Here is a 13,544-nt window from a genome sequence, read left to right on the forward strand (position 1 = left end):
CCCTGCCACTCAGCGCCTTCGGTTCATTCCGGAGGCGTTTTGTGTGCTGAATGCCAACTAATCATGGGTCCAATTTAGCTGGAGGGGATCATTTTGGACAATATCCGCAATAAACTGGCACTACTACCCGATCTGCCTGGCTGCTATCTGATGAAAAATCAGGAAGGCACTATTATTTATGTGGGCAAAGCGAAGGTACTTAAGAATCGGGTACGCTCTTATTTTACAGGCAGTCATAATGGTAAAACGCAGCGGCTTGTCGCTAATATTGCTGATTTTGAATATATCGTTACGTCCAGTAACATGGAAGCGCTCATTCTAGAGTGTAATCTGATTAAGAAACATATGCCGCGTTATAATGTGCTTCTAAAAGACGACAAGACGTTTCCTTATATAAAAATAACGAATGAAACTCACCCGCGCCTTGAGGTTACACGCCGGGTGATTAAAGATAAAGCAAAATATTTTGGCCCTTATCCTAATGCTTATGCTGCTCAGCAGACAAAAAAGCTCCTAGATCGTATGTACCCGCTTCGTAAATGCGGCGTGATGCCAAAGGAGGTCTGTCTTTACTATCACATGGGCCAGTGTTTGGCACCGTGTGAGAAGGAGGTTCAGAAATCCGAGTATGAGCAGATTACGCAGGACATCGCTGCTTTTCTAGGCGGAGGTCATGAGGCGGTCAAAAAGGATTTACAGCAAAAAATGCAGGAAGCTGCTGAGGAATTATATTTTGAGCGGGCGAAGGAACTGCGGGATCAGATTATCCATATCGATGCATTAATGGAGAAGCAGAAGATCAACACTACAGATACTAAGGACCGGGACGTATTTGGTTATGCTGTAGACAAGGGATGGATGTGTGTACAGATTCTGTACATGAGACAAGGGAAGATGATTCAGCGCCATTCCTCCGTGTTCCCGTTCTATGGTGAAGCCTACAGTGACTTTATGTCTTATGTGACGCAGTATTATAGTGATAATCCCGCTTTGCCGCAGGAGATCCTGCTGCCGGATGTGCTCGATGAGGAATCTCTGGCTAATAAAGAGACTAAACCCGAGATCGCCATAGCTGCTCCAGCAGAAGCGGATTTACAACAGGGTGAAGATACCCCTGAATCGGCTGAAGAGGCTGAGGCACGTGCGACGGCGGCGGAGGAAGCTGCGGCAGCTGGGATCGTGGATGCCGCTGGCGGCGCCTCCATTCTGCAGGAGTGGCTGGGCATTAAGGTGCTTGTGCCACAACGCGGTCTTAAGAAGCAGATGGTTGGCATGGCTTGCCAAAATGCAAGAGTGGCTATCGACGAGAAATTCCGGCTGATTGAACGGGATGAAGAGCGTACCTCTGGAGCAGCGATCAGCTTAGGCGAGAGCTTGGGGCTTGAACGCTTGAGCCGTATTGAGGCGTTCGATAACTCGAACATTCAGGGGACTAATCCGGTCTCAGCGATGGTTGTCTTCATTGATGGTAAGCCTGCACGAAAAGAGTACCGTAAATATAAGGTTCGTACGGTGGTGGGTGCGGATGATTATGGAACGATGCGCGAGGTCATTCGGCGGCGATATGAGCGGGTATTGAAGGAGAATCTTCCGATACCGGATCTTATCGTGGTCGATGGAGGGAAAGGGCAAATCTCCTCTGCTATTGATATTCTGGAGAATGAGCTGGGATTATTCATTCCGGTCTGCGGCCTTGTTAAGGATGATAAGCATAAGACGGCTCAGCTTTTGGTTGGAGATCCGCCAGAGCCTGTCGCGCTAGCCCGGGACAGTCAGGAATTTTACCTTTTGCAGCGGATTCAGGATGAGGTCCATAGGTTCGCGATCACCTTCCACCGTGAACAGCGCGGGAAGTCCATGGTTACCTCCAAGCTGGACTCTATACCTGGTATAGGTGAGAAGCGCCGTAAAGCGCTGCTAAAGCATTTCGGATCGCTTAAGAAAATTAAAGAAGCCTCCGTGGATGATTTCCGTACACTTTCTATTGGAGAAAAGCTGGCAAAACAAATTCTTGATGCGCTCAAGGATGAAGAGCCAACCTCATAGTAATGGTGACAAAAGAAAAAGGGTATCAAAGCAGCGACTAAAGCGGCTTTGATGCCCTTTTTTAATTTCATTACGTCTTCACATTAGTTTAAATCAAAGAAGAAGGCTCCACCGGCTTAGGCTTCTGTGGTGGATTAAATCGATAGACGATGTAAGCGACTATGAACGGCATAATAATCGCGAAGATACCCGCGCCTACATTTACGCTCTCCTTCATAAAGATCAGCGTAGCGCCCATCAGGATGCTGTCAAACACGACGTGGCTGAACATGACAGCAATAAACCCGTAACGAAGGAAAATATAGCTGAACAGTAGCCCGATTACAGTCAGCTCAATGGGACGGGAGCTGATGGGATAGATCGGATATAACGTATGGCCAAACGCCCAAACCAGCGTGGTGATCAAGCAAGCGATAAAAGTGTTCCGGAACACCTTTTTCAGCATAGGAATTCCGAAAAAGCGATAAATGGCTTCCTCAGATAAACCAGCGAGCCATGCGACGATAGGCAGAAGCCAAGCATATCTCATGTTATAAGGAGATTGGGTGGCGTCTGTAGTAGACCAATTGTGCAAGGTAAACGATAATATGATGAACATAACCGTCTGCACCCCTAGCAGAACGAAAGCCCAGATGTATCCAGCCCGGATACTGTCCAACACATATTGTCCATAGCCGGGCTCTTTGGCGCGGGGCCAAGGGTTCATGCCTTCCTCTTTTCGCCATAGGCCATTACCGCCCACTAAAGAGAAGTAGAGCAAGGAGGACATCAGCAGGCTGTACAAAGCATAAATGATAAACATAATGACAGAGGTAATCTGTGCTTCTAGCCCTTCGCCCGTTGATTCAGGCAGCATATTATAGGTGCTGATCATCATGATTACAAAATAGGCTGAGCTTAGGAATACTCCACGTTTAAAGGAAGTATGCTCTCTTCTAAGAATACTGTAGACGAGTGCCAGAATTCCTAAAATCAGTGTGGGTATACCGTAACCGAATAATGTTAGCTTTTCCGCTAAAGAGGTCTGTCCTTGTACGTAGGAGGTATGCCAAGCTGGTGCAGTGAATCCGGCATTAAAGCTGGATACCTGCTCTCCACTGAAATCAAAATAATAGTGCAATAAGGATTCGCCGACCTGAACAGTACTATCCGTATACACTAGCCCATGGCTTCCTGTATTCGATTCAATTTGTAGCTTGGCAGGATTTACTTCCCATTCCTGAAGCCAAGGACGAGCAAGATTCTCCTTCTGCGCTAGAGTGAGGTCAGCTCCCTTGTCCTCTTTTGCACCAACGGAAGCGATGCCTGACCCCTCTTCGGAGGTAACTTTTGCAGCCTTTGAGAAAGCGACAATCTTACCGTTATACATATTGAGGTCAACGATGATTTGCGGCTCTTGCTCCGCTGAAGGAGTAAGCGTTGCACGAAAGACATCAAAAGGATATTTTTGATCCAATTTTTTCTTGGTGTAGTCCTCCACAAGCTTCTCGCGAGACATATAACCATAAAAGGAAGAGTCCGTCTGGTAAAGTACATTCCATTGATCGTTTGGTGCTTCGGTGTAGTTGAGCTTTTGTTCTGCGAATAATATGGCTTGATCACGGGCTTCTGCCTTGCTAATGACGGTGGTATCTTCACCTGTAGGACTACTAAGCAGTGAAGGGGAAATCTGAAACATAATAAATAGAATAAGACCGATAATGCCCGAGATGATGAGCCTCTTGGAGAGGGCACGTTGCTGTAAGGGCTGGCCGACGGGATTCATGTAACGCCTCCTTGTTATGTACTGTGACAATGTTATGTTCCATTATAGTATTAGTGCCTGGTTGGTTACAAAAAACATTATATGTTCTTTTTATGGGTAATAGAGATAGTATAGAATAGTCATGTGAATTTATACCATGAATTTTATCGTGTTCATTTCTGCACGAATGATGAGAATCGGTGTAATTGCAGGGAAAACACGGAAAAGTGATGAGAAAAGGCACTCCTTTTGATGCAGTCTCTTTAAACCGCATTTTTTCATGTGAATGAGCATTAATTGTGTCTTTGTGAATTCACTAAATAACGTATATAATTTGTATGCAATTGTATAGTAGCCGAATTTCTGGTGAAAACGGGGGAACCATAAGAAGTGATGAAAAGTGGAGTGTACACGATAAATGGCACTTTCATCAGGGGTGAATTTCGTTCTGGGAACGAATAGGGCAGCCTGCACAGTCCGAATCCGACAGCTAACCTCGTAGGCTAATTTACTGCAGGAACCAAGTCAGCATTGGTTTTCCAGTGCTTTTTTTGTTGGAATTTTTGATAAGAAGGTGAGCAAAGTGGCTTCACAGTTTCGCAGGATTTCTGAATTTAAGTTTCTGAAGCTCTCGCCACCGCAGATACTGGTGCTTGGTTTTGCATCGATCATTCTGATAGGGGCCCTGCTGCTTATGCTGCCCATCTCAAGCACAAGCGGGAATTCCGTGGAATTTATTGATGCATTATTTACTTCAACGTCGGCAACCTGTGTTACAGGGCTTGTTGTGCTGGATACCGGAACTTCGTTCACGATTTTTGGGAAAACCGTAATTATGATCCTGATCCAGATCGGCGGCTTAGGTTTTATGACCATGGCCACTCTATTTTCACTGGTGTTAAAGCGTAAAATATCTTTGCGGGACAGGCTAATCCTACAGGAAGCCATGAATCAAGGCTCTATGGAAGGAATTGTGCGACTGATCCGGAGAGTCCTCATATATTCTCTTGTCATAGAAGGCTGTGCCGCTGTGCTGCTGTCTATTCGCTGGGCTTTTGATATGCCGTTGGGAAAAGCGATTTATTATGGCATATTTCATGCGGTGTCTATGTTTAATAATGCGGGGTTCGATATTTTTGGGGATTTTCGCAGTTTAACTGATTATGTATATGATCCGCTTGTGAATATTATTGTGATGTTTCTGATTGTCTCCGGCGGGATTGGTTTTATTGTAATGTCAGATCTGGTGGAGTTTCGGGTAACCCGCAGGCTGTCTCTACATAGTAAAGTTGTCCTGTCCACCAGTACAGGGCTGATTCTGATCGGAGCTTTGGTTATTTTTATATTTGAGTTTACTAACACTCGTACCCTGGGTTCACTGAATTTCGGCGGTAAAATATTATCGGCCTTCTTTCAATCCGTGTCTCCCCGTACGGCTGGCGCGAACACAGTAGATATTGCTGGACTTCGGCAGGCTACACAATTTTTTATAGTGATTCTTATGTTTATTGGTGCTTCTCCGGGCTCAACGGGCGGGGGGATTAAGACAACAACCTTTACGATGATGATTGGTGCTGTAATTGCTATGCTGCGTGGACGGGAAGATGTTGTGTTGTTCCGTTATCGGCTGGCTCAAGAGCGCATCTACAAGGCATTAACGATCACGCTGCTGGCTTTGTTGTTAATCGCCTCTGTGTCGATGATACTCTCCACAACTGAAGACAGTAATTTCTTGGCAATCTTGTTTGAGACGACCTCCGCCTTTGCTACGGTAGGACTGACTATGGGGCTAACTCCGGAACTGTCAGCGATCGGTAAGATTCTACTCTGTCTGACGATGTTTGCAGGTCGGCTAGGTCCACTAACCTTAGCGTATGCACTCGGTCCCAAACAGGGTAAACCACTGTATAAGTATCCGGAAGGTAAAATAATTATTGGATAGGAGTTAATTAGAAATGAAAGCACAGCAATTTGTAGTAATCGGCTTAGGTCGCTTCGGTTCAAGCCTGGCGCTTGAGCTGATGGAAATGGGCTACGAGGTGCTCGGCATTGACCACCATGAAGAACGCGTGGAGGAAATGAGCGATCAGCTGACGCATACGGTAGTAGCAGATGCTACAGATGAGGGAATTATGCGCTCGCTTGGTGTACGGAACTTTGATTGTGGGATTGTTGCGATTGGTGACAATATGGAGAGAAGCATTCTGGCGGCCATTTTGTTGAAGGAGATTGGAGTCAAGCAAGTGGTGGCTAAGGCAATCTCTATCCTTCATGGCCGCGCACTGTCGCGGCTGGGGGTTGATCGGGTTATTTTTCCGGAGCGGGATATGGGGATTCGTGTGGCACATCAGCTGGTGACGCCCAATTTGCTGGATTATATTGAACTGTCCAAGGATTATAAAATTGTCGAGCTGACCGTACCGTCCTGCATGAACGGCAGAAGCTTGTCTGATTTAAATACAAGAGCTAAATATGGCTGCAGTATTGTTGCCCTAAATAGGGAAAGCGGAATAATCGTCGCTCCAACTGCCCATGATTATTTAAGTGAAGGCGATGTTATGGTACTCATTGGTCCTAATGAAAGTATTGACCGTTTTGAGAGTGAAGTTGTGAACCAAGAATCATAGGAAAAGAAGCTGACTCAAAAGTAGTGAATTCTACTTGGGGGCAGCTTCTTTTTTATGGAGTAAAGAGTAGAAAACGTATTGGATTTTACTATGCCTATATGACTATAGACCATGCGTAGTGTTCTAAGATATTGCTTTGGCGGAGGCGAGTTGCTAGGTGTGATATTCGTACGGCTGTAGTAGATGATTTGTGGTATCTGTGACGGTACATTATGGGCGATATGCGTTCTTTGTTTTGTTTGTACGATGCACAGAGTGGGTGTGAACTAATTAGGGAAAACCTCCCTAAAAATAGCCACTATTCGCTCTAAATGAACGACATTAGGGAATTCCTCCCTAATAAACAGAGGGATTCCTTTATTAGTTAGTTACTGAATCGGCCGAAAATAGGGGAGTTTTCCCTAATTTTAAGTCTGCTGAACAGAAATCTCTGAACTTCAGGGAGAAATCCCCTAATTCGTCGATAAGTGCTTCACTTATTGCCTCATTTGGAGATCACTAGGTGCGCCCCTTGATTCATTTGGTCCGGCTTTACTGCTCACGTTCTGTCAGAAACATCTCTTCGGTAACTTGCACCAGACTGCGAGCCGCCGTGCTCATGCTTCCATCGTCACGGTAGATCAGGCAGGTGGTCCGTTGAGTCTGCTCCAGCTCCTTGATATGTAAGGACACCAGCCCGCCGCCGTTCAGCAGCTCTGGACGCAGATAAGACTTTGGCAGCAACGCAGCCGCTTTGACAGTCGGAAGCAGCCGTACGATGGCTTCGAAGGAGTCAATCTCCATGCGCACATCGGGATCAATCCCGCAGCGCTGGAATAGATCGTCCGTCAGACGCCGGTACCAGGTCCCCTTTGAGAAGAGAATCATAGGCAGCCGGGATAGATTATCCATGGTTAGCTTGGAAGATAAATTTAAAGGATGCTGCTCTGAGACGACTAGTCGCAGTTGATCCTCAAATAGAGAAATGCAGCGCAACCCAGGTTCTTGAATAGAGGAAGCGATCAGACCTACATCTGATTTTCCCTCACTAACTGAGGATACGATCTCATGCGTTCGGCCTGTGATCAGCTTCAGCTCTGCGGTCGGATATTTGTCCATATAAGCGTTTACCAGCGGCGGAAGCGTGGTCTGCAGTGAGGTAAGACTAGCCCCCAAGGTGACAAGCCTTGGCTCCCCCTCTTTAAATTTGGAAAGGGCTTCCAGAAACTTGGAACGCTGCTGCCGTTGTTCAAGCGCATAGGAATAAGTGAGACGCCCAACCTCGGTTAATTCCAGTCGTTTGCCATAACGATTAAATAGTGCGACCCCCAGACGTTCCTCGAGTTTAGAAATTTTGCGAGACAAGGCGGGCTGGGATAGATTGAGCTGGCGTGAGGCCCGGTTTAAGCTGGAATGTTCCACAACTGCTGCAAAAACATCTAAATCGTCAAACATAATTGAGTTCCTCTCCTAATGCGATGTACGATCAGTAGTGATGAAATTCATAGCCGTAAGAGTAACTGTTCTTATTACATAAGGAAAATCAGGTTATGTCGGAAAATGTTGTTTTGCTAAATGAGAATTATTATCATATAAAATCTATTCTTATGCGTTTATTGTATAACGTTTAATAATTAGATTGCAATTCCCTTATAAGCGAAAAAAGAGTAACATGAAAAGTGACACAAGATATTCACATTTTGTGAAAAATAAAACTAAGTCCGGTAAACTCTAGGATAACGGTAAATTAAGGAATTATGTCATTGGATTGTCAACGTTATCCTGTGTCAAATGTAGTTCCGGCGGTGAATACCCATTAATGAAAACGCTGTTTTAATCGGAAAGGGGTTACTTTGTATGAAAGGATTTTATTCCAGAAAGATTCATTCCTTGCTAGGCGTTATCCCACTTGGAGCCTTCTTCATTGAGCACATGATGACGAATTTTGCGGCTGTAGAGGGTGGCGCTTCCGGTTTCACTGACAGCGTGTTATGGCTGAACAGCCTGCCGCTCGTCTTCTTCCTGGAATTGTTCGGTATATGGCTTCCTCTGCTGTACCATGGGGTATACGGACTTTATATTGCGTATCAATCCAAGCCGAACTTGAACCGTTTCAACATTGAAAGAAACTGGCGTTATACCCTGCAACGGATTACAGGTATTGTTACCTTCATCTTTATCGTCTGGCACTTGTTCCAAACACGGGTTCAGGTGGCGGTGGGTAATGTGGAGCACGAAGAATTAGGCGGTCTGATGCATGATATCGTGACTCAGCCACTTCTGCTGACACTGTATATTATCGGTATCGTTGCTGCATGCTTCCACTTCTCAAACGGTCTCTGGTCTTTCTTGATCAGCTGGGGAATTACCGTAGGTCCACGTGCACAGCGGGTATCTTCTTACCTCTGTCTTGGCATATTTGTATTAGTAACTTTCATGTTCCTGATTTCGCTGGTTACTTTCCGTGACAGTGAATTTCAAACCGCAGCAACCATTGCCCAGTCCATAAAGACCTTCATTTAATTTAAGAATCCTTTCTGATATTTTCGATAAAAGGAGTGAACTATCATGGCAACATCCGATATCATTATCGTGGGCGGCGGCCTGGCCGGCCTGATGGCTACCATCAAGGCAGCGGAAGCCGGTGCGCATGTCCATTTATTCTCATTAGTTCCTGTAAAAAGATCACACTCCGTATGTGCGCAAGGCGGCATCAATGGCGCTGTAAATACCAAAGGTGAGGGCGACTCCCCTTGGGAGCATTTTGACGACACCGTCTATGGCGGTGACTTTTTGGCGAATCAGCCGCCGGTTAAGGCGATGTGTGAAGCTGCGCCAGGTATTATTCACCTTATGGACCGGATGGGCGTTATGTTCAACCGCACACCGGAAGGCCTGCTCGACTTCCGTCGTTTCGGCGGAACGAAGCGGCACCGTACAGCTTTTGCCGGCGCGACTACAGGCCAACAGCTGCTGTACGCGTTGGATGAGCAGGTGCGCCGCTGGGAAGCTGAAGGTCTCGTAACTAAACGCGAGAACTGGGAGTTCCTTTCAGCTATCATCGACGACGAAGGTGTATGCCGCGGCATCAGTGCCCAGAATCTTAAGACGATGGAGATTGAGACTTTTCCTGCGGATGCTGTTATTTTGGCAAGCGGCGGGCCGGGTATTATTTTTGGCAAAACAACGAACTCCGTAATTAATACAGGGACAGCCGCAAGTGCGGTATACCAACAGGGCGTACATTATGCCAACGGAGAATTTATCCAGATTCACCCAACGGCTATTCCGGGAGATGACAAGCTCCGCCTGATGTCGGAATCGGCACGTGGCGAGGGCGGCCGTATCTGGACTTATAAAGACGGGAAACCGTGGTATTTCCTCGAAGAAAAATATCCGTCCTACGGTAACTTGGTGCCGCGCGATATTGCTACACGTGAAATTTTTAATGTGTGTGTGGATCAAGGGCTGGGCATTAATGGCGAGAACATGGTGTATTTGGACCTCTCTCACAAGGATCCGAAAGAGCTGGACGTGAAGCTTGGCGGGATTATTGAAATTTACGAAAAATTCATGGGGGATGATCCCCGTAAAATACCAATGAAGATCTTCCCTGCTGTGCACTATTCTATGGGCGGCATGTGGGTTGATTACAATCAAATGACGAACGTTCCTGGTCTTTTTGCAGCCGGAGAATGTGAATATCAATATCACGGAGCGAACCGTCTAGGCGCCAACTCTCTGGTATCTGCTATTTACGGCGGTATGGTCGCAGGACCAAAGGCTGTTGAATACATTAAAGGCCTGAAGAAATCATCGCAGGATATCTCTTCTTCCGTATTCGATAGCTTCCACAAAAAGCAAACGGACAAATATGAGTCTCTATTGGCAATGTCAGGGACAGAGAATGCTTATGTGATTCACAAGGAACTGGGCGAATGGATGACTGCCAATATGACCGTGGTGCGGCACAATCCGAAGCTGGAAGCGACCATTGGCAAAATCAAAGAGCTTAAGGAGCGTTATCGCAAGATCAATATGAATGATGCATCGCGCTGGAATAACCAAGGTGTGGCCTTCACTCGCCAGCTCTGGAATATGCTGGAGCTGTCCGAAGCGATGACACTTGGAGCGCTTATGCGCAATGAGAGCCGTGGTGCACATTACAAACCGGAATTCCCGAATCGTAATGATGAGGAGTTCTTGAAGACCACAAAAGCAGCCTGGACTGCAGAGGGTCCACAAATCTCCTACGACGAAGTGGATGTCTCGCTGATTCCTCCACGGGTACGCGATTATTCGAAGGATTAATGCTTTCCAGTAACAGAATAGCTTGCGAGGCAAGCTTCATGAAATAAAATCAGGCAATTTTAGGAGGGAACCATTATGGCGGAAACAGCTGCAGCTCCCAAAAACGTAAAGTTTATCATCACCCGCCAGGACGATCCACAAAGTTCATCGTATGTCGAGGAATTTGAACTTCCTTATCGTCCAGGTATGAATGTGATCAGTGCTTTGATGGAAATTCAGCGTAACCCTGTGAATGCCAAAGGTGACAGCACAGTTCCCGTATGCTGGGATTCCAACTGTTTAGAAGAAGTGTGCGGAGCTTGCTCCATGGTGATTAATGGCAAACCCCGCCAAGCCTGCGCTGCACTTATAGACAATCTGGAGCAGCCTGTACGAATTGAGCCTATGAAGACATTTCCGGTGGTGCGTGACTTAGTCATTGACCGTACCCGGATGTTCAATGCACTAAAAAGGGTGAAAGCATGGATTCCGATTGACGGTACGTACGATCTTGGACCGGGACCGCGGATGCCGGAGAAAAAACGGCAGTGGGCCTATGAATTATCCAAATGTATGACCTGTGGCGTATGTTTGGAGGCTTGTCCGAATGTCAACGAAAAGACGGATTTCATCGGACCGGCAGCCATTTCTCAAGTACGTCTGTTCAATGCTCACCCTACAGGTGAAATGAACGCTGACGAAAGATTGGACGCTCTGATGGAGGATGGCGGGATCGATGGCTGTGGTAACTCACAGAACTGTGTACGTGCTTGTCCAAAGGGGATTCCTCTTACGACATCCATTGCAGAAATTAACAAGCAAACAACGAAGCATATGTTCAAACGTTGGTTAGGTGTGTAATTAATAGTACCGCCAAATGTTTATCTATTGAGCTATCCTCAAAGTGGATTCCATTCGCTGGGGGTAGCTTTTTTTATGTTGTTAAGACTCTCTTATCTGCTTGAGGCGGGAAAGTCTTGCAGGGCTGGAGCAGGTTCAGAATATTGACCAATTTATGCTATAATATCCATTGTTAACGTAATGTTAGCTGTGGAACAAGGAGGAATAATCGTGATTTGTCGGGAGCAAGATGGAGCAATTGTAATGGTTAAGCAGCATGATCACGGGAAACTTGCCGGAGAGCTGGCCATTGGGTTCAAAGAGCAGCATGTGCCAACTGAAGGACGCCGGGAAGAGGTACTGTGGGCAGTAGCCCAGCATGATAGGGGTTGGATTGATCTCGATGAGACCCCTTTCTGGAATGATGCGGAGCAAGCACCCTACACCTTTATTGATTTTCCTGTAGTGCCTAAGTTGACCTTTTATAAGCGTGGATTAGATGAGATCGAGGAACACACACCGTACGGAGCGTTGCTGTGCAGCTTGCATTTTGAGCGGCTTATTAAGATTGCGGGACTCGATTATCCAGAACTTACATTGTATCAAGAACATGAAGAGGAACGCAGAGCACGTATCCATCGGGAACTTGAAGCTTCCAAGCCTATTGGGGAAGATGAGCTGTATTATGATGCCCGCCTTTTAGAATTCTGCGATGATCTGTCCTTGTATTTGGCCTTAAATGAGCCGGGGTGTCCGAAATCAGAGGAGCATCCATGGTGGCGTGAAGGGTTCTCAGGTACTGAAGATTTCAGTTTTACGTCAGGTCGTGTTATCACAGCGGAGTGGCAGGATAAGTCAACGTTAATGCTTGAACCGTTTCCTTTTGAAAAAACGCTGGAAGTAGCATTTATGCTGAGACGAGTTGAAAAATCAGAAATCGCAAAAAAAGGGATTGCACGCGCTTACAGCGAAACTCCGGAGAAAGAATGCCGGATTGTTCTAACTGCCCGAGATAATATATAAGTTATTATTTGGACCATCTGTTTTTCGGGGAAAAGGTAAAGAAAGGAGAATCTCCCTATGAAGATACAATCGTCTGGGGCTTCTCCCAATAAGAATGGCGATAAGATCCACAAGGACACCTCTAAGGGGCGTTCTGGTGGCGAGTCAACAATTACCCGCCGGCAGTTCCTGACTCGGAGTGCGGCTGCTGTAATCGGCGCAGGATTGCTTACAAGCGGATATGCATGGCAGGGGGAGCCGAACTGGATTGAGGTCACTAAGCTGGACTTGCGCTTTAAGGAGCTTCCTTCCGCTTTTTCAGGGATGAAGCTTGTTCATTTCAGTGATACGCATCTCGGATTTAATAAGGATGCCAGGGATCTGGCCCGGCTCGCTAAACATATAAGCAAAGCTGAACCGGATCTTATTTGCTTCACGGGTGACATTGTGGACAGCGATCCTGAGGATCTTGTTGAAGCCGTACCGGTGCTGGCAGCGTTAAGTGCGCCATTGGGTAAATTTGCGATATTAGGCAATCATGATTACAAGAATACCCAGCTGGTTACCGAGCTGCTGGAGTCTGCGGGCTTCCGGGTGCTAAGGAATAAATCCTACCTTCTAAAAAGAGGCGGGGCAGTCATGGCGGTTACGGGTCTGGATGATCTGTTACACGGTAAACCCGACCCAGCGAAAGCCATTACTGGTGTTCCTGAAGGAACCTTTAACGTCCTTTTGATGCATGAGCCGGATTATGCGGATACCGCACAGGCCTATTCATTTGATCTACAGCTTTCCGGGCACAGTCATGGCGGACAAATTCGCCTGCCCTTTATAGGTGCGCCATTTACACCTTATGGATCTCTTAAATACATAAATGGATTGTATTATACAGAAGACAAAGCCATGCCTGTGTATGTGAATAGAGGGTTTGGAGAGACATACATGCCTTTTCGGTTATTGTGTAGGCCAGAATTAACGGTTCTGACGCTGCATCGGTCCATGAGCTGATTAGGCTG

10 protein-coding genes and 1 riboswitch are annotated in these 13,544 nt (G+C 46.5%); of the genes, 8 read left to right on the forward strand and 2 right to left on the reverse strand.

Annotated elements, in window-relative coordinates; all coding sequences use genetic code 11:
• The first annotated feature begins 93 nt into the window (after nucleotides 1-93).
• Nucleotides 94-2,046 carry an excinuclease ABC subunit UvrC gene (uvrC, locus tag MHH63_RS02375; RefSeq protein WP_282580007.1) on the forward strand — a complete coding sequence of 651 codons (1,953 nt, stop codon included), beginning with the start codon at nucleotides 94-96 and terminating at the stop codon, nucleotides 2,044-2,046.
• A gap of 88 nt (nucleotides 2,047-2,134) precedes the next feature.
• Here the strand turns inward: uvrC and MHH63_RS02380 are convergent, their stop codons facing one another.
• The gene (locus tag MHH63_RS02380; protein WP_339169666.1) at nucleotides 2,135-3,811 is read right to left on the reverse strand and encodes a CPBP family intramembrane glutamic endopeptidase; all 1,677 of its coding nucleotides are present in this window, start codon (nucleotides 3,809-3,811) and stop codon (nucleotides 2,135-2,137) included.
• A 322-nt stretch (nucleotides 3,812-4,133) separates the two neighbouring features.
• Nucleotides 4,134-4,311: riboswitch (cyclic di-AMP (ydaO/yuaA leader) on the forward strand.
• A 62-nt stretch (nucleotides 4,312-4,373) separates the two neighbouring features.
• On the opposite strand from MHH63_RS02380, the gene MHH63_RS02385 reads away from it, so the two are divergent.
• Together MHH63_RS02385 and MHH63_RS02390 are read left to right on the forward strand one after the other, a co-directional pair.
• Nucleotides 4,374-5,732, forward strand: a complete 1,359-nt coding sequence (locus tag MHH63_RS02385; RefSeq protein ID WP_249267754.1) for a TrkH family potassium uptake protein — start codon at nucleotides 4,374-4,376, stop codon at nucleotides 5,730-5,732.
• Nucleotides 5,733-5,745: 13 nt separating this feature from the next.
• Nucleotides 5,746-6,417, forward strand: coding sequence for a potassium channel family protein (locus tag MHH63_RS02390; RefSeq protein WP_036679808.1), 672 nt, complete (start codon nucleotides 5,746-5,748; stop codon nucleotides 6,415-6,417).
• 531 nt (nucleotides 6,418-6,948) lie between these two features.
• On the opposite strand, the gene MHH63_RS02395 is transcribed toward MHH63_RS02390, so the two are convergent.
• Nucleotides 6,949-7,851 (reverse strand): LysR family transcriptional regulator, encoded by a 903-nt coding sequence (locus MHH63_RS02395; RefSeq protein ID WP_036679806.1) that lies wholly within the window; start codon nucleotides 7,849-7,851, stop codon nucleotides 6,949-6,951.
• Nucleotides 7,852-8,253: 402 nt separating this feature from the next.
• On the opposite strand from MHH63_RS02395, the gene MHH63_RS02400 reads away from it, so the two are divergent.
• From MHH63_RS02400 to MHH63_RS02420, 5 genes are all read left to right on the forward strand, one after another.
• A complete protein-coding gene (locus MHH63_RS02400; protein ID WP_036679804.1) occupies nucleotides 8,254-8,919 on the forward strand; it encodes a succinate dehydrogenase cytochrome b558 subunit in 666 nt (221 codons plus the stop codon).
• A gap of 45 nt (nucleotides 8,920-8,964) precedes the next feature.
• A complete protein-coding gene (gene sdhA / locus MHH63_RS02405; RefSeq protein WP_076127961.1) occupies nucleotides 8,965-10,707 on the forward strand; it encodes a succinate dehydrogenase flavoprotein subunit in 1,743 nt (580 codons plus the stop codon).
• A gap of 75 nt (nucleotides 10,708-10,782) precedes the next feature.
• Complete coding sequence (sdhB, locus tag MHH63_RS02410) at nucleotides 10,783-11,547, forward strand: succinate dehydrogenase iron-sulfur subunit (RefSeq protein WP_036679800.1); 765 nt, start codon at nucleotides 10,783-10,785, stop codon at nucleotides 11,545-11,547.
• Between the two features lie 210 nt (nucleotides 11,548-11,757).
• Nucleotides 11,758-12,549 (forward strand): DUF3891 family protein, encoded by a 792-nt coding sequence (locus MHH63_RS02415; RefSeq protein WP_248549597.1) that lies wholly within the window; start codon nucleotides 11,758-11,760, stop codon nucleotides 12,547-12,549.
• 57 nt (nucleotides 12,550-12,606) lie between these two features.
• Complete coding sequence (locus MHH63_RS02420) at nucleotides 12,607-13,536, forward strand: metallophosphoesterase (protein WP_341143521.1); 930 nt, start codon at nucleotides 12,607-12,609, stop codon at nucleotides 13,534-13,536.
• Nucleotides 13,537-13,544: the final 8 nt, after the last annotated feature.

The sequence above is a fragment of the Paenibacillus sp. FSL H3-0310 genome (assembly GCF_038002785.1).
Lineage (GTDB): Bacteria > Bacillota > Bacilli > Paenibacillales > Paenibacillaceae > Paenibacillus_AQ > Paenibacillus_AQ odorifer.

Bases quoted from the DNA above. Each gene is read 5' to 3' on its own strand.
- sdhB (WP_036679800.1), top strand. From the start codon at position 10,783: ATGGCGGAAACAGCTGCAGCTCCCAAAAACGTAAAGTTTATCATCACC.
- MHH63_RS02400 (WP_036679804.1), top strand. From the start codon at position 8,254: ATGAAAGGATTTTATTCCAGAAAGATTCATTCCTTGCTAGGCGTTATC.
- MHH63_RS02420 (WP_341143521.1), top strand. From the start codon at position 12,607: ATGAAGATACAATCGTCTGGGGCTTCTCCCAATAAGAATGGCGATAAG.
- MHH63_RS02395 (WP_036679806.1), bottom strand. From the start codon at position 7,851: ATGTTTGACGATTTAGATGTTTTTGCAGCAGTTGTGGAACATTCCAGC.
- sdhA (WP_076127961.1), top strand. From the start codon at position 8,965: ATGGCAACATCCGATATCATTATCGTGGGCGGCGGCCTGGCCGGCCTG.
- MHH63_RS02390 (WP_036679808.1), top strand. From the start codon at position 5,746: ATGAAAGCACAGCAATTTGTAGTAATCGGCTTAGGTCGCTTCGGTTCA.
- MHH63_RS02380 (WP_339169666.1), bottom strand. From the start codon at position 3,811: ATGAATCCCGTCGGCCAGCCCTTACAGCAACGTGCCCTCTCCAAGAGG.